At 60.5% G+C, this 22,216-nt stretch carries 18 protein-coding genes and 5 tRNA genes; 7 read left to right on the plus strand and 16 right to left on the minus strand.

What is annotated here, in order from left to right; all coding sequences use genetic code 11:
- Positions 1-17: 17 nt before the first annotated feature.
- From leuB to leuC, 4 genes are all read right to left on the minus strand, one after another.
- Positions 18-1,100, minus strand: coding sequence for a 3-isopropylmalate dehydrogenase (gene leuB / locus ACOYXI_RS09350; RefSeq protein ID WP_210558995.1), 1,083 nt, complete (start codon positions 1,098-1,100; stop codon positions 18-20).
- Positions 1,101-1,155: 55 nt separating this feature from the next.
- Positions 1,156-1,923 (minus strand): class I SAM-dependent methyltransferase, encoded by a 768-nt coding sequence (locus ACOYXI_RS09355; protein ID WP_461674769.1) that lies wholly within the window; start codon positions 1,921-1,923, stop codon positions 1,156-1,158.
- A 128-nt stretch (positions 1,924-2,051) separates the two neighbouring features.
- Complete coding sequence (gene leuD, locus ACOYXI_RS09360; RefSeq protein ID WP_007969234.1) at positions 2,052-2,696, minus strand: 3-isopropylmalate dehydratase small subunit; 645 nt, start codon at positions 2,694-2,696, stop codon at positions 2,052-2,054.
- A gap of 13 nt (positions 2,697-2,709) precedes the next feature.
- Complete coding sequence (gene leuC / locus ACOYXI_RS09365; protein ID WP_027611528.1) at positions 2,710-4,128, minus strand: 3-isopropylmalate dehydratase large subunit; 1,419 nt, start codon at positions 4,126-4,128, stop codon at positions 2,710-2,712.
- Between the two features lie 141 nt (positions 4,129-4,269).
- Between leuC and ACOYXI_RS09370 the strand changes: the two genes are divergently transcribed.
- On the plus strand, positions 4,270-5,160 hold the full coding sequence (locus tag ACOYXI_RS09370; protein WP_083368466.1) for a LysR family transcriptional regulator: 891 nt from the start codon (positions 4,270-4,272) through the stop codon (positions 5,158-5,160).
- A gap of 68 nt (positions 5,161-5,228) precedes the next feature.
- Positions 5,229-8,507 (plus strand): PAS domain S-box protein, encoded by a 3,279-nt coding sequence (locus ACOYXI_RS09375; protein ID WP_461674770.1) that lies wholly within the window; start codon positions 5,229-5,231, stop codon positions 8,505-8,507.
- Positions 8,508-8,555: 48 nt separating this feature from the next.
- On the opposite strand, the gene ACOYXI_RS09380 is transcribed toward ACOYXI_RS09375, so the two are convergent.
- The 10 genes from ACOYXI_RS09380 to gltX all read right to left on the minus strand — a co-directional run bounded on the left by ACOYXI_RS09380 (position 8,556) and on the right by gltX (position 14,524).
- Positions 8,556-8,999 carry an Hsp20 family protein gene (locus ACOYXI_RS09380; RefSeq protein ID WP_007969230.1) on the minus strand — a complete coding sequence of 148 codons (444 nt, stop codon included), beginning with the start codon at positions 8,997-8,999 and terminating at the stop codon, positions 8,556-8,558.
- Positions 9,000-9,119: 120 nt separating this feature from the next.
- The gene (locus tag ACOYXI_RS09385) at positions 9,120-10,079 is read right to left on the minus strand and encodes a tRNA dihydrouridine synthase (RefSeq protein ID WP_096796151.1); all 960 of its coding nucleotides are present in this window, start codon (positions 10,077-10,079) and stop codon (positions 9,120-9,122) included.
- A 162-nt stretch (positions 10,080-10,241) separates the two neighbouring features.
- On the minus strand, positions 10,242-10,691 hold the full coding sequence (locus ACOYXI_RS09390) for an acyl-CoA thioesterase (RefSeq protein ID WP_098964657.1): 450 nt from the start codon (positions 10,689-10,691) through the stop codon (positions 10,242-10,244).
- 46 nt (positions 10,692-10,737) lie between these two features.
- Complete coding sequence (locus tag ACOYXI_RS09395; protein ID WP_096796149.1) at positions 10,738-11,571, minus strand: alpha/beta fold hydrolase; 834 nt, start codon at positions 11,569-11,571, stop codon at positions 10,738-10,740.
- Between the two features lie 30 nt (positions 11,572-11,601).
- Positions 11,602-12,141, minus strand: coding sequence for a TetR/AcrR family transcriptional regulator (locus tag ACOYXI_RS09400; RefSeq protein WP_007969225.1), 540 nt, complete (start codon positions 12,139-12,141; stop codon positions 11,602-11,604).
- A gap of 181 nt (positions 12,142-12,322) precedes the next feature.
- Positions 12,323-12,398, minus strand: a tRNA-Glu gene (locus ACOYXI_RS09405).
- 81 nt (positions 12,399-12,479) lie between these two features.
- Positions 12,480-12,555: transfer RNA gene (locus ACOYXI_RS09410), tRNA-Ala, on the minus strand.
- A 53-nt stretch (positions 12,556-12,608) separates the two neighbouring features.
- A tRNA-Glu gene (locus ACOYXI_RS09415) sits at positions 12,609-12,684 on the minus strand.
- 79 nt (positions 12,685-12,763) lie between these two features.
- Positions 12,764-12,839 (minus strand) — tRNA-Ala (locus ACOYXI_RS09420).
- A 203-nt stretch (positions 12,840-13,042) separates the two neighbouring features.
- On the minus strand, positions 13,043-14,524 hold the full coding sequence (gene gltX, locus ACOYXI_RS09425) for a glutamate--tRNA ligase (RefSeq protein ID WP_461674771.1): 1,482 nt from the start codon (positions 14,522-14,524) through the stop codon (positions 13,043-13,045).
- 229 nt (positions 14,525-14,753) lie between these two features.
- On the opposite strand from gltX, the gene ACOYXI_RS09430 reads away from it, so the two are divergent.
- The gene (locus ACOYXI_RS09430) at positions 14,754-15,803 is read left to right on the plus strand and encodes an HlyD family secretion protein (RefSeq protein ID WP_139055558.1); all 1,050 of its coding nucleotides are present in this window, start codon (positions 14,754-14,756) and stop codon (positions 15,801-15,803) included.
- Positions 15,793-17,343, plus strand: a complete 1,551-nt coding sequence (locus ACOYXI_RS09435) for an MDR family MFS transporter (protein WP_461674772.1) — start codon at positions 15,793-15,795, stop codon at positions 17,341-17,343. The genes ACOYXI_RS09430 and ACOYXI_RS09435 overlap by 11 nt, the downstream gene beginning before the upstream one ends.
- Before the next feature lie 230 nt (positions 17,344-17,573).
- Here the strand turns inward: ACOYXI_RS09435 and uvrB are convergent, their stop codons facing one another.
- The gene (gene uvrB, locus ACOYXI_RS09440) at positions 17,574-19,589 is read right to left on the minus strand and encodes an excinuclease ABC subunit UvrB (RefSeq protein ID WP_007969222.1); all 2,016 of its coding nucleotides are present in this window, start codon (positions 19,587-19,589) and stop codon (positions 17,574-17,576) included.
- A gap of 337 nt (positions 19,590-19,926) precedes the next feature.
- Here uvrB and ACOYXI_RS09445 point away from each other — a divergent pair, with 337 nt between their 5' ends.
- Entirely contained in the window at positions 19,927-21,123 is a 1,197-nt protein-coding gene (locus ACOYXI_RS09445) for an amino acid aminotransferase (RefSeq protein WP_027611521.1), read from the plus strand.
- 226 nt (positions 21,124-21,349) lie between these two features.
- Entirely contained in the window at positions 21,350-21,550 is a 201-nt protein-coding gene (locus ACOYXI_RS09450; RefSeq protein WP_003226457.1) for a hypothetical protein, read from the plus strand.
- Here the strand turns inward: ACOYXI_RS09450 and ACOYXI_RS09455 are convergent.
- Positions 21,547-21,777: a hypothetical protein gene (locus ACOYXI_RS09455; RefSeq protein WP_003226459.1), complete on the minus strand. Its 231-nt coding sequence runs from the start codon at positions 21,775-21,777 to the stop codon at positions 21,547-21,549. The genes ACOYXI_RS09450 and ACOYXI_RS09455 overlap by 4 nt on opposite strands.
- A gap of 228 nt (positions 21,778-22,005) precedes the next feature.
- On the opposite strand from ACOYXI_RS09455, the gene ACOYXI_RS09460 reads away from it, so the two are divergent.
- Positions 22,006-22,081 (plus strand) — tRNA-Asn (locus ACOYXI_RS09460).
- The last annotated feature ends 135 nt before the right edge of the window (positions 22,082-22,216 follow it).

Here is a 22,216-nt window from a genome sequence, read left to right on the forward strand (position 1 = left end):
GCAGCGGGCCCGAGAGATTACAGATTCCGCAGCGCGGCGACTACTGCGTCACCCATTTCCTGCGTTCCGACTTTAGTGCAACCGGCCGAATAGATGTCGCCGGTGCGCAAGCCTTGATCCAGCACCACGCTGACGGCTTTCTCGATTGCATCGGCCGCGTCGTGCAGATTGAAGCTGTAACGCAGCATCATCGACACCGACAGAATGGTCGCCAACGGGTTGGCAATGCCTTTGCCGGCGATGTCCGGGGCCGAACCGTGGCACGGCTCGTACATGCCCTTGTTGTTCGAATCCAACGAGGCCGACGGCAGCATGCCGATGGAACCGGTGAGCATCGAGGCTTCGTCGGAGAGAATGTCGCCGAACATGTTGTCGGTGACGATCACGTCGAACTGCTTCGGCGCGCGCACCAGTTGCATGGCGGCGTTGTCGACGTACATGTGGCTCAGCTCGACTTCAGGGTAATCCTTGGCGACCTGCTCGACCACTTCACGCCACAATTGGCTGGACGCCAGCACGTTGGCCTTGTCCACCGAACACAGCTTCTTGCCACGGACCATGGCCATGTCGAAACCGACACGGGCGATGCGGCGGATTTCGCTTTCGCTGTACGGCAGGGTGTCGTAGGACTGACGCTCGCCGTTTTCCAGGGTGCGGGTGCCGCGTGGCGCGCCGAAGTAGATGCCGCCGGTCAGCTCACGGACGATCAGGATATCCAGACCGGCAACAATTTCCGGCTTCAGGCTCGAAGCGTCGGCCAGTTGCGGGTAGAGGATCGCCGGACGCAGGTTGCCGAACAGGCCCAGTTGCGCACGGATTTTCAGCAGACCGCGCTCAGGGCGGATGTCACGCTCGATGGCGTCCCATTTCGGGCCGCCCACTGCGCCCAGCAGCACGGCGTCGGCAGCACGGGCACGTTCGAGGGTTTCGTCGGCCAACGGCACGCCATGCTTGTCGATGGCGGCGCCACCGATCACGTCATGGCTCAGCTCGAAGCCCAGGCTGTACTTGTCGTTCGCCAGCTCCAGCACCTTGACCGCTTCGGCCATGATTTCCGGACCAATACCGTCACCTGGGAGAATCAGAATCTGCTTGCTCATGCTTTCCTCGTGTCTTCAATCGGTGCGCTTATAATGGGCGCGCCGGGAAAAATTCTTATCGTTCGGCCATCAGCACAATCACATCTGTACTGAATGAGCCGTCGGCATCAATCTCAAAATATTCGCGCACTTCGTTGCCCATCGACTGCTGCAACTGGCGGATCGCCGCGCGCATCACTTCGGGCGTGCGCATACGCTCCACCCAACTGCTGTACTCCAGACGCAGGCGCTGACGACTGGTGCTGCGGGTATGCAGCCCGGCCTCGCTGACCTGACGCAACCACTCAGCGGCGGAATAATCGCGCACATGGCTGGTGTCGCGCAGCACTTCGACGCTTTGCAGGTAAGTGTCAAACAACGGACTGCCCGGTGACAACACGTCAACGAACGCCGCCACACCGCCGGGCTTCAGCACCCGACGCACTTCACGCAGCGCCACCCCGAGATCGCTCCAATGGTGCGCCGAATAACGGCTGAACACGTAATCGAATTCACCATCGGCAAACGGCAGGCGCTCGGCGGCGCCGTTGACCGTGGCAATGTTGTTCATGCCGCGATCAACCGCCGCAGCGGCCACCACATCGAGCATCTGCTGCGACAGGTCGTAGGCCACCACTTCCTTGACCAGTGGCGCCACATGAAAACTCACATGACCGGCGCCGCAACCCAGGTCCAGCACCCGGGCGTCGCCCTGCCCGGCCAGTTCAGCCTGTAGCAGCGCGAATTCGGTGCCTTGAGCGTGAACAGCGCTGCTCAGGTAGGCGGCGGCCTGTTCACCGAATTGCTTTTGTACAACCTGACTGTGCTGGGCGGTGCTGGTCATGGTCACTTCCTGGTATTTGTGTTGTTTGGGCCGGCCTCTTCGCGAGCAAGCCCGCTCCCACAGGGGAATGCATTTCAAATGTGGGAGCGAGCTTGCTCGCGAAGGGGCCAGCCCTGACTACATCAATCTTATGCGTCGCGGAACAACCACGGCTGGCTCACACGATGCTTGGCCTCGAACGCAGCAATTGCATCACCGTCCTGCAAGGTCAGGCCGATATCGTCCAGCCCATTCAACAAGCAATGCTTGCGGAACGCGTCGATCTCGAAGCGGTACACCTTGCCGTTCGGGCTGGTCACGGTCTGTTCGTGCAGATCGATCTGCAATTGATAGCCCGGCTCGGCCTCGACCTGCTTGAACAATTCATCGACTTCAGCGTCGCTCAGGATGATCGGCAGCAAGCCGTTCTTGAAGCTGTTGTTGAAGAAGATGTCGGCGTAGCTCGGCGCGATGATGCTGCGGAAACCGTATTCTTCCAGTGCCCATGGCGCGTGTTCACGGCTGGAGCCGCAACCGAAGTTCTCGCGGGCCAGCAACACACTGGCGCCTTGATAACGCTCGGCGTTGAGCACGAACTCCTTGTTCAACGGGCGCTTAGAGTTGTCCTGGTACGGCTGGCCGACATCCAGGTAACGCCACTCGTCGAACAGGTTCGGGCCGAAACCGGTGCGCTTGATCGACTTCAAAAACTGCTTCGGGATAATCTGGTCGGTGTCGACGTTGGCACGATCCAGAGGCGCGACAAGACCAGTGTGCTGGGTAAAAGCTTTCATGCTGCGCTCTCCTTCAGATCAATTCACGAACGTCGATGAAACGACCGTTCACCGCCGCCGCAGCGGCCATGGCCGGGCTCACGAGGTGGGTACGGCCACCGGCACCCTGACGGCCTTCGAAGTTACGGTTGGAAGTCGAGGCGCAATGCTCGCCGGACTCCAAACGGTCCGGGTTCATCGCCAGGCACATCGAGCAACCCGGCTCACGCCATTCGAAACCGGCTTCGAGGAAAATCTTGTCCAGACCTTCGGCTTCCGCCTGCGCCTTCACCAGACCCGAGCCCGGTACGACGATTGCCTGCTTGATCGTCGAAGCGACTTTGCGACCCTTGGCGATCACGGCTGCAGCGCGCAAGTCTTCGATGCGCGAGTTGGTGCAAGAGCCGATGAACACGCGATCCAGCTGAATGTCGGTGATCGCCTGATTGGCGGTCAAACCCATGTATTTCAAGGCGCGGACGATCGAATCGCGCTTGACCAGATCCATCTCTTTGGCCGGATCCGGCACGTTCTGATCAACGGCCAGCACCATTTCAGGCGAAGTGCCCCAGCTGACTTGCGGCTTGATCTGTGCAGCGTCCAACTCAACTACGGTGTCGAACTTGGCGTCGGCGTCGGAGACCAGGTCTTTCCAGGCTTCAACCGCCTGATCCCACTGCGCGCCGGTCGGTGCGAACGGACGGCCCTTGACGTATTCGACAGTCTTTTCGTCCGCAGCCACCAGGCCCACACGGGCGCCGGCTTCGATGGACATGTTGCAGATGGTCATGCGGCCTTCGACGGACAGGTCGCGGATCGCGCTGCCGGCGAACTCGATGGCATGGCCGTTACCGCCGGCGGTGCCGATCTTGCCGATCACCGCGAGGACGATGTCCTTGGCGGTCACACCGAATGGCAACTGACCTTCGACGCGCACCAGCATGTTCTTCATTTTCTTCGCGACCAGGCACTGGGTGGCGAGCACGTGCTCCACTTCGGAAGTGCCGATCCCGTGTGCCAAGGCACCGAAAGCGCCGTGGGTCGAGGTGTGCGAGTCGCCGCAGACCACGGTCATGCCCGGCAAGGTCGCGCCCTGCTCCGGGCTGATCACGTGGACGATGCCCTGACGGATGTCGTTCATCTTGAACTCGACAATGCCGTACTCATCACAATTGTCATCGAGGGTCTGAACTTGCAAACGCGAGACCTGGTCGGCAATCGCGGCGATGCCGCCCTTGCGCTCCGGTGTCGTCGGTACGTTGTGGTCCGGGGTCGCGATGTTGGCATCGATGCGCCACGGCTTGCGCCCGGCCAGACGCAGGCCTTCGAAGGCTTGCGGCGAGGTCACTTCGTGGATGATGTGACGATCGATATAGATCAGCGCCGAGCCATCGTCGCGCTGTTTGACCAAATGCGAATCCCAGAGCTTGTCGTAGAGCGTTTTGCCGGCCATCAGACGGTTCCTCATCAGCTTGTTTCTATGCCCTGGGCTTATCAATAACCCTTTGGCTTGTGAGGCCGATCCTATGGGGTTACATTAAATAACTCAAATTCATATTTTTTATGCTTTGGATAACTAACTGGAATACGAACCATGGATCTGGCCAACCTCAATGCTTTTATCGCCATCGCCGAGACCGGCAGCTTCTCCGGCGCCGGGGAACGCCTGCATCTGACGCAACCGGCGATCAGCAAACGCATCGCCGGACTGGAGCAACAATTGAAGGTGCGGCTGTTCGACCGACTCGGTCGTGAAGTCGGCCTGACCGAGGCCGGCCGCGCCCTGTTGCCCCGGGCTTATCAGATTCTCAACGTGCTGGACGACACCCGCCGCGCCCTGACCAACCTGACCGGCGAAGTCAGCGGTCGGCTGACCCTGGCCACCAGTCACCACATCGGCCTGCACCGTTTGCCGCCGCTATTGAGGGAATTCACCCGCCGCTACCCACAAGTGGCGCTGGATATTCAGTTTCTCGATTCGGAAGTGGCCTACGAGGAAATTCTCCATGGCCGCGCTGAACTGGCAGTCATCACCCTGGCGCCAGAGCCACACTCGCTGGTCAAAGCCACGCCGGTGTGGGACGACCCGCTGGATTTCGTGGTGGCGCCGGAGCATTCGCTGATCAGCAACGGCGCGGTGAGCCTGGCGGACATTGCCGGTCATCCGGCCGTTTTTCCCGGAGGCAACACCTTTACTCATCACATTGTCCAACGCTTGTTCGAAGCCCAAGGGCTGACGCCGAACATCGCCATGAGCACCAACTACCTGGAAACCATCAAGATGATGGTCTCCATTGGTCTGGCCTGGAGTGTTCTGCCACGCACCATGCTTGATGAACAGGTGGCGCGCATACCTTTGCCGGGCATACAGCTCAGTCGCCAGCTAGGCTATATCGTGCACACCGAACGGACGCTGTCGAATGCGGCAAGGGCTTTCATGGCCTTGCTGGATGCGCAAATCGATCTGCCAGGGACTCCAGGCTAACTTGTGCTACTCCTATAGAGCCGCTGTCCCTGTGCCTAACGCCACCATCAGCTCAAGGCCCGTTAACAATGCCGAAATCTGTTGACCGAATTCCGCCGATGCCGCGTATTCAGGCCATTGATCCGCGACGTTCCGAGCAGAGCTGGGAGAGTGCGCCGCAATTGCTCGCCGCGCTCAACGGCGCCCGGCTCGGCGCCTGGTATTGGGACATCGAGCGCGGGCAGATCAGCTGGTCACGGGGTACCCAGGCGCTGTTCGGCTTCGATCCACGGCAGCCGCTGCCGCAGGATCTTGAATATCTGGATCTGCTGCCGCCCGAAGACCGGGCGAAAACCGTGCGCGCCTTCCACGCGGTGATTGCCGGCGCCCCGCTGGAACAGGCGATGCACCACCGCATCCGCTGGCCCGACGGCAGCCTGCACTGGCTGGAAATCAGCGGCAGCCTGCTGCCGGACAAACACGGCCGGCCCCGAATGATCGGGGTGATTCGCGAAATCACCCACCAGCGCCAGCGCGAACAGGCTCTGAGCAGCTCGGAGAAACGTTTCGCCACACTTTTTCACCTGTGCCCGAACATGGTGCTGCTGACGCGCCAGGAAGACGGCCTGATCACCGAAGCCAACCAGTATTTCGAAAGCCTGTTCGGCTGGCCGGTCCAGGACGCCATCGGTCGCACCACACTGGAACTGGGCCTATGGGTGCACCCCGAACAACGCGCAGAGCTGGTGAAAAAGACCAAGGCCAAAGGTGAATTGATCAGCATGGAAGTGCAGTTCCGCGCCAGCAACGGGCAGATTCATGACGGTATCCTCAGTGCGCAAAAGGTCGAACTCGAAGGCCAGCCGTATCTGCTCAGCACGTTTCTCGACACCACCGAACGCAAAGCCGCCGAACACGCCTTGAAAGACAGTCAGGAACGCCTTGATCTGGCGCTGGACTCGGCGCAACTCGGCACTTGGGACTGGCACATTCCCAGCGGCATGCTCTACGGCTCGGCGCGGGCCGCGCAATTGCACGGGCTGGAGCCGATCCCGTTTCACGAATCATTCGAGGAGTTTTTCGAAGGCGTGCCCGGTGAGGAGCGCGACAGCATGCGCGACGCCTACCGCAGCCTGCGCGAAGGCCCGGCCGGCAACTATCAACTGACCTATCGCGTGCAACTGGCGGATGGCAGCTCACGTTATCTGGAAAGCCGCGCCCGCCTCTACCGCGACGAAAATGGCGCGCCACTGCGTATGGCCGGGACCTTGCTGGACATCACCGATCAGGTCGAGCGCGAGCAACGTCTGGTCGCCTCCGAAGAGAAATTCGCCACGCTGTTCCAGGTCAGCCCCGACCCGATCTGCGTCACCCGTCAGGACAGCGGCGAGTTCATCGAAATCAACAACAGCTTCACCCAGACCTTCGGCTGGAGCGCCACCGACGTGATCGGGCGCACCGCCGAGGACATCGGCCTGTGGGACGCCTCGGCGAAAAGCCTGCAACGTATCGAGCGGGTGATCCGCGAACAGGGCCTGAGCAATGTCGCAATCATCGTCCAGCACAAGGACGGCCAGTCGCTGACGTGCGTGATTTCCAGCCGGCAGATCAGCGTCGGCAATCAGCCGTGCATCGTCACCACCCTGCGCGACATCACCCAACAGCAGCGCTCCGAGGCCGCACTCAAGGCCAGCGAAGAGAAATTCGCCAAGGCGTTTCACTCCAGCCCCGACGCGATCACCATCACCGAACGTGACACCGGGCGCTATCTGGAGGTCAACGACGGTTTCTGCCGCCTCACCGGTTATCGTGCTGAAGAAGTGGTGGGCAAGACCGTGTACCAGATCGGCATCTGGGCCGAAGAGAAACAACGCTCGGCTCTGCTTGCCGAACTGCAGATCAAGGGCCGCGTGCACCATCAGGAAATGCTCGGGCGCAACAAGCGCGGTGAGTTGCTGACCGTTGAAGTGTCGATCGAACCGATCACCCTCAACGAAACGGCGTGCCTGCTGCTGACCGCCCGGGACGTCAGCCTGTTGAAAAACGCTGAAGCACAGATCCGCCATCTGGCCTATCACGATCCGCTGACCAATCTGCCCAACCGCGCCTTGCTGATGGATCGCCTGAGCCAGCAGATTGCCCTGCTCAAGCGCCACAACCTGCGCGGTGCGCTGCTGTTCCTCGACCTCGATCACTTCAAGCACATCAACGACTCGCTGGGTCATCCGGTCGGCGATACGGTGCTGAAAATCATCACCGCGCGGCTTGAAGCCAGCGTGCGCATGGAGGACACGGTGGCGCGTCTCGGCGGCGATGAATTCGTGGTGCTGCTCAGTGGCCTCGAAGGCACGCGCAACGAGGTCAGTGCACAAGTGCGGGAACTGGCCGACACCATTCGCGAACTGCTCTCGGAGCCGATGTTCCTCGACGGCCAGCGCCTGCAAGTGACACCGAGCATCGGCGTGGCACTGATTCCCGATCACGGCTCGACCCCGACCGACCTGCTCAAACGCGCCGACATTGCGCTGTACCGGGCCAAGGATTCCGGGCGCAACACCACGCAGATGTACCACAACACCATGCAAAAGGCGGCCAGCGAACGGCTGCGCATGGAGACTGACTTACGTCTGGCGTTGTCGCGCGGTGAATTCAACGTGCACTACCAGCCGCAGGTCGATGCGCGGGACAACCGCATCATTGGCGCCGAGGCGCTGGTGCGCTGGAATCACCCGGAACTCGGCGCGCAATCGCCCACTGAATTCATCAAGGTGCTGGAAGACAGCGGGCTGATTCTGGAGGTCGGTACCTGGATCCTCGATGAGGCCTGTGAGGCGTTCAAACAATTGATCGCGCTGAAACTGGTCGACCCGCTCAACTTCAGCCTGTGCGTAAACATCAGCCCACGGCAGTTCCGCCAGAACGACTTCGTCGAACGCATCGAACACAGCATGAGCAGCCACGGTCTGCCCTGCTCGCTGCTGAAACTGGAGATCACCGAGGGCATCGTGATCCAGAACCTGGAAGACACCATCAGCAAAATGCGTCGCCTGAAAAAACTCGGTGTGAGTTTCGCCATGGACGATTTCGGCACCGGCTATTCATCGCTGACCTACCTCAAGCGCCTGCCGGTGGACACCCTGAAAATCGACCAGTCGTTCATCCGCGACGCAACCACCGACCCCAACGACGCCGAGATCATCCGCGCCATCGTCGCCATGGCCCGCAGCCTGGAACTGGAGGTGATTGCCGAAGGCGTGGAGACGCCGGAGCAACTGGCGTTCCTTCAGGGGCTGGGCTGCCATTTGTATCAGGGCTATCTGCACAGTCGGCCGGTGGCGTTGGAGGCGTTGAAAAAGATGCTCGAATGACGGGCACAAAAAAAGGGCGCCAGTGGCGCCCTTTTTTCTTGCTCGGCCTTATTGCAGAACCGGCTTCTGCGCTCCGTTGATCGGGATGCGCTTGGCTTTCGCTTCTTCCGGGATCACCCGCAACAGGTCGATGCTCAGCAGACCGTTGCTCAGATCGGCGGCCTTGATCTCGATGTGATCAGCCAGGCGGAAGGACAGCTTGAAAGCGCGCTGGGCAATGCCTTGATGCAGGAAGGTCACGCCTTCGTTGGCATCACGCTTGCCGCCACTGATGGTCAGCACACCCTTCTCGACTTGCAGCTCCAGGTCTTCTTCCTGGAAACCGGCGGCCGCTACGACGATGCGGTATTGATCATCACCGTGCTTTTCCACGTTGTAGGGTGGGTAGGTGCTGCCTGGCTCGTTGCGTAGCGCGGTTTCGAACAGGTCATTGAAACGGTCGAAACCCACCGAGGAACGGAACAGTGGTGCCAGGGAAAATGCAGTACTCATGGTTCAAATCTCCTGAAAACAATCAGCAAGGTTTTTTGACTCCGCGACCCGAATTCGGCATCGCGTACCCCTTAGATAGGGACCGCCAAAATGTTTTCAAGAGAGTATTTGCAGATTTTTTCAGGCTGCGGCGGCGACCGGCAAACCGAGCAAGCGCGAGACCTGGTCCGGCTCTGTCTCGCGGCGCAGCACGGTAAACAGCTCCGTCGCCTCGGGATAATTGCGCGTCAGCATCGCCAGCCATTGCTTCAAGCGACCCGGCGATTGGCGTGCAGTCATCTGCGCCTTGGCTTGCAGCCAGAAGTCCTGAATCAGCGGCAGCAGCTCGGCCCAGGTCATCTCGACCACTTCTTCACCGGCGCGCGCGGCAGCGATCTGCCGGGCCAGATCCGGGCGCGATACCAGACCGCGTCCGAGCATGATGTCTTCGACGCCGCTGATCTCGCGGCAACGACGCCAGTCCTCGACGCTCCAGATATCACCGTTGGCGAACACCGGCACCTTGACCACGTCCTGCACCCGCGGAATCCACTCCCAATGCGCCGGCGGCTTGTAGCCATCAACCTTGGTTCGGGCGTGAACCACAATGTGTTCGGCGCCGCCCTCGGCCAGCGCGGTGGCGCAGACCAGCGAGCCGTCAGGGCTGTCGAAACCGAGGCGCATTTTCGCGGTGACCGGGATGTGCGCCGGCACGGCGCGACGCACGTGTTCGACGATGCTGTTGAGCAGTTCTGGCTCCTTGAGCAGCACTGCCCCGCCCCGGGATTTGTTGACGGTCTTGGCCGGGCAGCCGAAGTTCAGGTCGATCACTTCCGAGCCGAGCTCGCAGGCCAGCGCTGCGTTTTCCGCCAGGCACACCGGATCGGAGCCCAACAATTGCACGCGCAACGGCACACCGGAACGGGTGCGGGCGCCGTTGAGCAGCTCCGGGCCGAACTTGTGGAAGTAGGCCGGGGTGAGCAACTGATCGTTGATCCGAATGAACTCGGTCACGCACCAGTCGATGCCGCCAACGCGGGTCAGCACGTCGCGCAGGATGTCGTCGACCAACCCCTCCATGGGCGCCAAGGCAATTTGCATGGGGAAAACACTACTCAGGAAGAAAAAACGTGCGGCAGTTTACTGGATATCGCAAGAAACCGCAGATCCCTTGTAGGAGTGAGCCTGCTCGCGATAGCGGTGGGTCAGATAGAGGAATGCCGACTGACACTCCGCTATCGCGAGCAGGCTCACTCCTACAGTTTAGATTTGGGCTGTTTCTGGATTTTGGATCGCCGGGCCATAACCCTCGATGAACTCCGCCGGCATGCGCTTGGGCTTGCCGCTGGACAGTTCGATGCAGACGAATGTGGTCTGGGCACGCAGCAGGGTGGCGTTGTCGCTGGGGCGGATCAGCTGGAAGTGCCGGGTCATTTTCAGGCGCTGATCCCAATCGACGATCCAGGTCGCCAGTTGCAGCTCGTCGCCTTCGTAGGCAGCCGCCAGGTAATCGATTTCGTGACGCACCACGGCCATCGCCCGATCCAGGCGCCGGTACTCGACCAGGTCCAGCCCCAGACGCTGCGAGTGGCGCCAGGCGCAGCGTTCGAGCCAGGTCACGTACACCGCGTTGTTCGCGTGGCCCAGCCCGTCGATGTCCTCGGCGCCTACTTGCAGATCAATGGTGAACGGCGTTGCCCGATCCCAGCCCATGCCCCACTCCCGGTCAGATGATTCAACCGGGGCAGTGTAACGGATGTCAGGCCGATTGCCGCGCTTGAAGGCTGCGCCCCGCCAACAGTGATAACACACCATCAACCACCCGAGGGTCGGCCAGCACCCGCTGGTGGCCGCCGCTTTCCAGGCGCAGCAGGCGACTGTCGAACCAGGATTCGTGGATCAATTGCGATTCCTTGACCGAGACAAAGGTGTCGTCCTCGGCATGCACGATCAGGCCCGGCATATCCAGTTGATAGTGCGCGACATCAAGGGTCGCGGCGCGCATGCCAACGTCCTGCTCGACCTGGCGGATGAACGCCGATCGGGCCCGCGGTGGCATGCCGACATAGCGGGCAAAACCGCGCAGCACGCCGAGGATCCGTGCGGGGGCTGCGATGCTGACCAGGGTTTCGGTGCGCAGGCCCAGTTGCACCGCGAGCATGGCACTGGCGCCGCCCATGGAGTGGCCGATGACGGCTTGCAACGGTGGCAGTTCGGCGGCCGCTTCGAGCATGGCGCGGGCGAACAGTACGACGTTGGCTTCACGCCCCGGTGAGCGACCATGGGCCGGGCCATCGAGGGCAACGACGGTGTAACCGGCCTCAACCAGCGCCGTGATCAATGCCGCAAACTGGGTGGGCCGCCCTTCCCAACCGTGCATCAACAGCACCGCCGGCCCCTGCCCCCAACGCAGCGCCGACAGGCCGAAGCGCAGCGTGATGCGTTCGGCACTCGCCAGCAGCGGCAGCTCCCAATCGCGCAGTGGCAACGTGCGCGGCGTCATGAACGCCTGACGCATTTTGCTTGCTACTCGTTGCGGTGCAATCCAGCCCAAGGTGCCATTAACGCCACGAACCCACTTCAACGTGTTCATCGCTTTCTCCTCAGGCGTGTTGCCTTCAGGTCAACGCACCGCCGACTTGGCAGCGCGCAGCAATCGATCGGATAAATCGCCCGGGCCCAGCGCACGTGCCAGCGCCAGACCACCCACCATCAACGCCACATCAGCCAACGCCTTGTCGGTGTCCTCGGGGCTGGACGCCAACTGCGCAATCATCAGTTCCAGGTGCTCGTTCAGTGCGATGCGGAAGGATTCCGGCAGACGCCCCAGTTCGCCGATGGAAGCCGGAATCGGGCACGCGGCATCGCTGGAATCGCGATGCTTGCGCGACAGGTAGAACGCAGCGACCAAGGCGCGACGCTCTTCGCCGGTCAGCTCGGAATCCATGTCGGCAATCAGGTCGCGTCGACGGCTGAGCAGTTGCTTGAACGCCTCGAGCATCATCGCGTCCTTGCTTTCGAAGTGCGCGTAGAAACCACCGACGGTCAGGCCGGCGGCGCCCATCACTTCGCCCACGCTGGGATCCGCCGGGCCACGCTGCATCAGTGCGGCGCTGGCCGCCTTGAGGATGCGTTCGCGGGTTTGAGCTTTTTTATCGTTCATCGTTGCCTCCGAATATTACGACTAGAATATTATTCGCATAATAATATTCCGCAAGTCGAGGATATGACCGCTGGTCTGAAGCACAGTGTAAGGAAAAAGGAGAGTTGGCCAAACGCCAGACAAACAAAAGGGCCATTCAATAATTGAATGACCCTTATAAATCCCGCAGAGCGGGTAATCGTGGCGTCCCCTAGGGGACTCGAACCCCTGTTACCGCCGTGAAAGGGCGGTGTCCTAGGCCACTAGACGAAGGGGACACAAACCCTTCTATACAGCTGATCAGTGCTGAGATCTGATCTGATTCAAGGCCGGTGTGGCCAGACCTTGAACTGTAAAATTGGTGGAGCTAAGCGGGATCGAACCGCTGACCTCCTGCATGCCATGCAGGCGCTCTCCCAGCTGAGCTATAGCCCCGGATTTTTCGCCTCGCGGCGGAGCGACATCTTGCAACATCGCTTCTGTAAAACTGGCGTCCCCTAGGGGACTCGAACCCCTGTTACCGCCGTGAAAGGGCGGTGTCCTAGGCCACTAGACGAAGGGGACGCAAACCCTTCTATACAACTGATCAACGCTGAGTGTTGATCGCTTCGGAGCCGGTGTGGCCAGGCTTCGAAGTGTAAATTGGTGGAGCTAGACGGGATCGAACCGTCGACCTCTTGCATGCCATGCAAGCGCTCTCCCAGCTGAGCTATAGCCCCTCATCGTTGATGTCATCGCTGAGGACGGGGCGAATCTTAAGGGCGTATCGAAAGCCTGTCAAACTTATTTTTGAAAAATTTAAAAGTTTTTTGTCGGCATAACAATCACTTACCGCCCTCCCCCCGAAAATCCGGGGGAAAAACGCCGAAGGCCGGAATCAAACGATCCCGGCCTTCGGCGGTAACCGCAGAGTCAGACGTGCTTAAGCAATCGCGCCCAGCAGCTTTTCCCACTCTTTGTTTTCTTTCTTCGACACGCCACCCAGCAAGTCAATCGCCTGGCGCAGACGGAAACGGGTCAGATCCGGGCCGAGGATTTCCATCGCATCGAGCACCGATACCGAACTCGCCTGCCCGGTAATCGCGGCAAACATCAGCGGCATCGCATCGCGCAGCTTCAGCTCGAGGGATTCGACCACCGCCTGAATCGTCGCGGTGATGCTGTCCTTCTCCCACTGACGCAGGCTTTCCAGCTTCCACAGGATCAACTGTATCAGCTGACGCACCTGATCACCGGAAAGCTTTTTCGATTCGAACAGCTTGGCATCCGGGTTCACGCCACCGGCAAAGAAGAAGCCGCCCAGCGGTGCAACCTGGCTGAAGGTTTCCACGCGCCCCTGCACCAGCGGTGCGATCTTCATCATGTACTCGGAATTGAACGCCCACTTCTGCACGCGTGCGGCGAACTCTTCCACCGGCAGGTCACGCAGCCACTGGCCGTTGAGCCACGACAGTTTCTCGATGTCGAAGATCGGCCCGCCGAGGGACACACGCTTGAGGTCGAAGTTGTCGACCATTTCCTGCAGCGAGAACTTCTCGCGCTCGTCGGGCATCGACCAGCCCATGCGACCGAGGTAGTTGAGCATCGCCTCCGGCATGAAGCCCATGCGCTCGTAGAACGTCACCGAGGTCGGGTTCTTGCGCTTGGACAGCTTGCTCTTGTCCGGGTTACGCAGCAGCGGCATGTAGCACAGCTCCGGCTGCTCCCAGCCGAAGTATTCGTACAGCAGAATCAGTTTCGGCGCCGATGGCAGCCATTCTTCGCCGCGCAGCACGTGGGTGATGCCCATCAGGTGGTCGTCGACCACGTTGGCGAGGAAGTACGTCGGCAAGCCGTCGGTCTTCATCAGCACTTGCATGTCCATGCGATCCCACGGGATCTCGACATCGCCACGCAGCATGTCCGGCACCACGCAGACGCCTTCGGTCGGCACTTTCATGCGGATCACGTGCGGTTCGCCGGCGGCCAGACGGGCGGCGACTTCTTCCTTCGACAGCAGCAGCGCGCGGCCGTCGTAGCGCGGGGTCTCGCCGCGCGCCATTTGTTCGGCGCGCATCTGGTCCAGCTCTTCAGCGGTGCAGAAGCACGGGAACGCGTGGCCCATGTCGACCAGTTGCTGGCAATACTTCTGATAGATATCGCCACGCTCGCTCTGCCGGTACGGGCCGTGCGGGCCGCCAACGTCCGGGCCTTCGCTCCAGTCGATCCCCAGCCAGCGCAGGGCGTCGAAGATCTGCTGTTCGGACTCGCGGGTCGAGCGCAACTGGTCGGTGTCTTCGATGCGCAGGATGAACTCACCGCCATGCTGCTTGGCAAAGCAGTAGTTGAACAATGCGATGTAAGCGGTACCTACGTGGGGGTCCCCGGTAGGCGATGGCGCGATGCGAGTGCGGACGGTGGTCATGGCATGTCTCGAAAAGAATGAAAAGCAAAACAATCAAGCGGCGAATGGTAACAGGCGACACCCGCCCCGCTCCAGCGGGCAGGGCATTTAAGCCAAGTTTGCGTCTGTAACGCCCATAGACCGTGGTGACGGCCCGAATATCAGCCATTGGCATTTACCGTTTATCGGCGGTATGCCAGATTCAGCCGCAGATAACTTTCCTTACAATTCCTCGACTACAGTTTGCCTCATGCCTGCCCAACTCAAGCGTCGTCTGTTTATTTTCCTGCTCCTGGTGCTGTTGATTGCCGGGGGCTTCTTCGCCCATTGGTTTTTCAAGGGCCGGTTTTATGAAAGCACCGATAACGCCTATGTCCAGGGCGAGATCACCCGCGTCTCCAGCCAGTTGAGCGCACGCATCGACGAAGTGTTGGTGCAGGACAACCAGCACGTGGAAAAAGGCCAGTTGCTGGTGCGCCTTGAACCCAATGATTTCCGCCTCGCGGTCGACCGCGCCAATGCCTCCCTCGCCACCCGCGAAGCCGAGCGTTTGCAGGCACAAAGCAAATTGACGCAGCAATCGAGCCTGATCGCCGCCAGCGACGCGCAAGTGGCGACCACCCAGGCCACCCTTGGCCGTTCGCAGATGGATTTGTCGCGAGCCGAAACCTTGCGCAAACCCGGTTACGTTTCCGAAGAACGGGTGACCACCCTCTCTGCTGACGCGCACATTGCCCGCTCGCAAGTGGCCAAGGCCCAGGCCGATGCGCAGAGCCAGCGCCAGCAAGTCAATGCACTGACGGCCGAGATCAAACGCCTCGACGCACAGATTGCCAACGCCCGCGCCGATCTGGCGCAAGCCGAGCTCAACCTGACCCGCAGCGAAATCCACGCGCCGATCAGCGGCATGGTCGGCCAGCGCGCCGCACGCAATGGCCAGGTGGTGCAGGCCGGCGCCTATCTGCTGTCGATCGTCCCGGACGAAGACATCTGGGTGCAGGCCAACTTCAAGGAAACCCAGATCGGCCACATGCAGCCCGGACAGAAAGCCGAGCTGACCTTCGATGCCTACAGCGACACGCCGATCGAAGCGCGAGTCGACAGCCTGTTCGCCGCCTCCGGTGCGCAGTTCAGCCTGCTGCCGCCGGACAACGCCACCGGCAACTTCACCAAAGTCGTGCAGCGGATTCCGGTGAAACTGACGTTCAAGGCCGACAACCCGCTGCACGGCAAGATCCGCCCGGGCATGTCGGTCACCGCCACCGTGAATATCAAAGACGCTCCAGACAATGGCCGGTGATTCGCTGATCCGCCCCGTTGGCGAACCGACCCGGCGGGACTGGATTGCGGTGATGAGCGTGATGCTTGGCGCGTTCATGGCGGTGCTCGATATTCAGATCACCAACTCTTCGCTCAAGGACATTCAGGGCGCGCTGTCGGCGACGTTGGAAGAAGGCTCGTGGATTTCCACCTCCTATCTGGTCGCGGAAATCATCATGATTCCGCTGACCGCGTGGCTGGTGCAGTTGCTCTCGGCGCGGCGCCTGGCGGTGTGGGTGTCGCTGGGGTTTCTGGTGTCCTCGTTGCTGTGCTCGATGGCCTGGAGCCTGGAGAGCATGATTGTCTTTCGCGCCATGCAGGGCTTCACCGGCGGCGCGCTGATCCCGCTGGCGTTCACCCTGACCCTGATCAAACTCCCCGAACACCACCGCGCCAAAGGCATGGCGATGTTCGCCATGACCGCGACCTTCGCCCCGTCCATCGGCCCGACACTGGGCGGCTGGCTCACGGAAAACTGGGGCTGGGAATACATTTTCTACATCAACATCCCGCCGGGGCTGATCATGATCGCCGGGCTGATGTACGGGCTGGAAAAGAAGGAAGCGCACTGGGAACTGCTGAAAAGCACTGACTACACCGGGATTCTCACGCTGGGTGTCGGCCTCGGTTGTTTGCAGGTTTTTCTTGAAGAGGGCCATCGCAAGGACTGGCTCGAATCGAACCTGATCGTGACCTTGGGCAGCATTGCCCTGCTGAGCCTGATCACCTTCGTCATCGTGCAGATTTCCAAACCCAACCCGCTGATCAACCTCGGCATCCTGCGCAATCGCAACTTCGGCCTGTCGAGCATTTCCAGCCTGGGCATGGGCGTCGGTTTATACGGCTCGATCTATCTGCTGCCGCTGTACCTGGCGCAGATCCAGAACTACGACGCCCTGCAGATCGGCGAAGTGATCATGTGGATGGGCGTGCCGCAGCTGTTCCTGATTCCGCTGGTGCCGAAGCTGATGAAGTTCGTTTCGCCGAAATGGCTGTGCACCCTGGGCTTCGGGTTGTTCGGGCTGGCGAGTTTTTCGTCGGGGGTGCTCAACCCGGACTTCGCCGGGCCGCAGTTCAATCAGATCCAGATCATCCGCGCGCTGGGTCAGCCGCTGATCATGGTGACCATTTCGCTGATCGCCACCGCGTACATCCTGCCGCAGGACGCGGGATCGGCATCGAGCCTGTTCAACATCCTGCGCAACCTCGGCGGCGCGATCGGCATCGCCCTGCTCGCCACGCTATTGGATGCACGCACCAAGACCTACTTCGATTATTTGCGTGAAGCGGTGGTGCCGACCAATCCGCAAGTGGCCGAGCGGTTGGCGTCGATGACCGACCGGTTTGGCAGCGACACTGCGGCGCTCGGCAAGTTGAGTGAGATCGTGCATCAGCAGGCGCTGATCATGGCCTACAACGACGCGTTTCACTTTGTCGGGATTGCGCTGGGGATCAGCATGCTGGCGATTTTGCTGACCAGGAAATTGCCGGCGGGGTTGAAGGCTGGGGAAGCTCACTGATTTTTGTGGTGTCTGCACTGGCCTCTTCGCGAGCAAGCCCGCTCCCACAAGTTTCTTTGGTGATCACACATTTTGTGTACACCATCAATCCTTGTGGGAGCGGGCTTGCCAGCGATGGGGCCAAGTCAGCTATCACAGGCTTCTTTGGTGATCACACATTTTGTGTACACCATCAATCCCTGTGGGAGCGAGCTTGCTCGCGAAGAGGCCCGACCAAACACTGCAAATCTTCAGACAGCCAAAAGCCGCTCGCGCAGTTTGGCAATCTCATCGCGCATCTGCGCCGCCGCTTCGAACTCCAGATCCCGCGCCAACTGGTACATCTTCTCTTCCAATGCGCGAATACGTTTGGTGATTTCGCTCGGTGAGCGCAGTTCGGCTTCGTACTTGGCGTTTTCTTCGGCAGCCTTGGCCATGCCCTTGCGCTTCTTGCTGCGCGAACCGGGCACGGTGGCGCCTTCCATGATGTCGGCGACGTCCTTGAACACACCCTTCGGCGTGATGCCGTTTTCCAGGTTGAAGGCGATCTGCTTGTCGCGACGACGCTCGGTCTCGCCAATCGCCCGCTCCATCGAGCCAGTGATGCGATCAGCGTAGAGAATCGCCCGGCCATTGAGGTTACGCGCGGCCCGGCCGATGGTCTGGATCAGCGAGCGCTCGGAACGCAGGAAGCCTTCCTTGTCCGCGTCGAGAATCGCCACCAGCGACACCTCCGGCATGTCCAGACCCTCGCGCAGCAGGTTGATCCCCACCAGTACGTCGAAGGTGCCCAGACGCAGGTCGCGGATAATCTCGACCCGCTCGACGGTGTCGATGTCCGAGTGCAGATAACGCACGCGCACGCCGTGGTCGGCGAGGTAATCGGTGAGGTCTTCGGCCATGCGTTTGGTCAGCGTGGTGACCAGCACCCGCTCCTCGACCGCCACGCGTTTGGTGATTTCCGAGAGCAAGTCATCAACCTGAGTCAGCGCCGGACGCACTTCAACCTGCGGGTCGACCAGACCGGTCGGACGCACCACTTGCTCGACCACGCGCCCGGCATGCTCGGCCTCGTAGTTGCCCGGCGTCGCCGAGACGAAAATGGTCTGCGGGCTCACCCCTTCCCACTCGTCAAAACGCATCGGCCGGTTGTCCAGCGCCGACGGCAAGCGGAAGCCGTATTCCACCAGGGTTTCTTTACGCGAACGGTCGCCCTTATACATCGCGCCGACTTGCGGCACGCTGACGTGAGACTCGTCGATCACCAGCAAGGCGTCGGCCGGCAGATAGTCATACAGCGTCGGCGGCGCGGCACCGGCCGGACGTCCGGACAGGTAGCGCGAGTAGTTTTCGATGCCGTTGCAGTAACCCAGTTCGAGGATCATTTCCAGGTCGAAACGAGTGCGCTGCTCCAGACGTTGGGCTTCCACTAGTTTGTTGTTGCTGCGCAGGTATTCGAGGCGTTCCTGCAACTCGACTTTGATGTGTTCGATGGCGTCGAGCAGGGTCTCGCGCGGCGTCACGTAGTGACTCTTCGGGTAGAAGGTGAAGCGCGGCATCTTGCGGATGACTTCGCCGGTCAGCGGGTCGAACGCGGAAATGCTCTCGACCTCGTCATCGAACAGTTCGATGCGGATCGCTTCCAGATCGGACTCCGCCGGATAGATGTCGATCACGTCGCCGCGCACGCGGAAAGTCGCCCGGGCAAAATCCATGTCGTTGCGGGTGTATTGCAGGTCAGCCAGACGCCGCAGCAAGGCACGCTGATCGAGTTTGTCGCCGCGATCGACGTGCAGCACCATCTTCAGATAGGTTTCCGGGCTACCGAGACCGTAGATGCACGACACCGTGGTAACGATGATCGCGTCCTTGCGTTCGAGCAACGCCTTGGTTGCGGACAAACGCATCTGCTCGATGTGGTCGTTGATCGACGCGTCCTTCTCGATGAAGGTGTCGGACGACGGCACATAGGCTTCGGGCTGGTAGTAGTCGTAGTAGGAAACGAAATACTCGACCGCGTTGTTCGGGAAGAACGCCTTGAACTCGCCATACAGTTGCGCGGCGAGGGTCTTGTTCGGCGCCAGCACCAGCGTCGGGCGCTGTACCTGCGAGATGACATTGGCGATGCTGAAGGTCTTGCCCGAGCCGGTCACACCGAGCAGCGTCTGGTGCGCCAGCCCGGCTTCGATGCCCTCGACCAATTGGCGGATCGCTTCAGGCTGATCGCCGGCGGGCTCGAAGCGGGTGACTAGCTGGAATTCGGACATACACACCTCTGGGATCGCGGCTCGCGCAGAAAACAGCCGAGCCGCGGGGATGACCGCAAACGACCGTTGTCGCCCAAGGAAAAACGAAGATTGTGCTCAATGTGGAGCCGATTGCCTCGCCTTTCAAGGCAAACGTCCTACATCCGGTAAAGTCTCTGACAGAGTCAATCGACTAACGGTCAAGAAATAATCGGAAAAACTTGCCGGAAAAGCTGAATCGCCTGTCGCCATTGCTCAGTGATGGCCTCTATACTAGCTCCCCGTTTGTGCACCGCTCTAGTGCATTCGGCTGGAGCGCGACACGTCCCTCCACTCTCCATTCAGAGCCGCCGTAATAATGAGCCTGTTCTCCGCTGTCGAAATGGCACCCCGCGATCCAATCCTGGGCCTCAACGAAGCATTCAACGCCGATACCCGGACCACCAAGGTCAACCTGGGTGTAGGTGTTTACTGCAACGAAGAGGGGCGAATTCCCCTGCTGCGCGCGGTGATCGAAGCCGAAACCATTCGCGCTGCCCAGCACGCCTCCCGTGGCTACCTGCCGATCGACGGCATCGCCGCCTATGACCAGGCCGTGCAAAAGCTGCTGTTCGGTAACGACTCGCCGCTGATCGCTGCCGGTCGCATCGTCACCACTCAGGCGGTCGGCGGTACCGGCGCGCTGAAAATCGGTGCCGACTTCCTCAAGCAACTGCTGCCGAACGCCGTCGTGGCGATCAGCGACCCGAGCTGGGAAAACCACCGCGCGCTGTTCGAAACCGCTGGCTTCCCGGTGCAGAACTACCGTTACTACGACGCCGCCACCCACGACGTGAACCGTGCCGGCATGCTCGACGACCTCAACGCCCTGCCGAACGGCTCGATCGTTGTGTTGCACGCCTGCTGCCACAACCCGACCGGCGTCGATCTGACCCCGGCCGACTGGAAAAACGTGCTGGACGTGGTCAAGGCCAAAGGTCACGTACCGTTCCTCGACATGGCTTACCAGGGTTTCGGCGACGGCATCGACGAAGACGCCGCGGCTGTGCGTCTGTTCGCTGAATCGGGCCTGACTTTCTTCGTTTCGAGCTCGTTCTCCAAGTCGTTCTCGCTGTACGGCGAGCGCGTTGGTGCCCTGTCGATCGTCAGCGAATCGAAAGAAGAAAGCGCGCGCGTGCTGTCGCAGGTCAAGCGTGTGATCCGCACCAACTACTCCAACCCGCCAACTCACGGTGCCAGCATCGTCGCCGCAGTGTTGAACAGCCCGGAACTGCGCGCCCAGTGGGAAGCGGAACTGGCAGAAATGCGCCTGCGCATTCGCGGCATGCGCGAGCAGATGGTTGCCCTGCTGGCCGAGAAAGCCCCGCAGCGTGACTTCAGCTTCGTCGGCCGTCAGCGCGGCATGTTCTCCTACTCCGGCCTGACCACCGAACAGGTGCACCGCCTGCGCAACGAGTTCGGCATCTACGCCCTGGACACCGGCCGCATCTGCGTCGCGGCACTGAACCAGAGCAACATCAAAGCGGTCACGGATGCGATCGTTCAGGTCATCTGATTTCGCCTGGCAATGAAAAACGGGAAGCCTTGGGGCTTCCCGTTTTTTATTTGTCCGAAGGAATGCAACATTCCCTCTAAACTGCACACAAATCGAAACTGTAGGAGTGAGCCTGCTCGCGATAGCGTCTGATCAGTTGAGGCTGCACTGCCTGACGCACCGCTATCGCGAGCAGGCTCACTCCTACAGGTTTTGTGTACACCCGAGATTTCTGAAGAGAGACAACATGAAAAACGACAACCTGCGCGCCGACCGAGACGACCTGGATGACTTCATCCCCCGCACCACGGCCAAACGCGACAAAAGCCTGGTGCTGCAAGTCGCAGCGGGCGTCTTCCTCGGCGGCCTGGCCCTGTGGCTGGTGCAACTGGCCGCCACCGCCGCTTACGCCAAACTGATGCTCGGCACGATCACTTTCGGCGGTTAAGCCAGTTCCGTCGCACGCTGACTGGCCGCATCGTCATACGCGACGTAGAGCGATTCGGCGATCTGGCTTTTGATCGCCTTGGTGCTTTCCAGACCGAGCACGAAACCTTCGGCCTTGCCGCCGGCGCGGTTCAACTCCTCAGCGGTGCTGGCCTGGGTAATCGCGTCGAAGAGTTTCTCGGCGTGAGGGCCAACGCCCTTGGGCAGACTGATTTGCGTGACGCTCATACGAGCACCTCGCGTGAAAGGGAAACAACAACGGTTCGAGTCATGGCGCGTACCTTTTCGGCGAATGGCCGGCAGCGCGTGTCACCACTTCCGGGCAACCATGGTAGACCTGTGAGGCGGTTCTGGTAACCGCCAATCGCTGACAAAACACCGTCCGTCCTGCCGAACGCAGAAAATTTACACCCGAGGCTTGACTTCTCTTTTTGAATCAGTAACATACGCACCAATTCCGCAATAGCTCAGTTGGTAGAGCAAATGACTGTTAATCATTGGGTCCCTGGTTCGAGTCCAGGTTGTGGAGCCAAATAGCAAAGCCCCTGAATCGCAAGATTCAGGGGCTTTTTTGTGGACGCTCGAAAAGTCAAAAGATCGCAACCTGCTGCAGCTCTTTGTATCTCGACTTTCGAGGGAGGGACTCGAGTCGTGAGCTCATTAGGCT

It is taken from the genome of Pseudomonas sp. G3-19, from assembly GCF_054855875.1.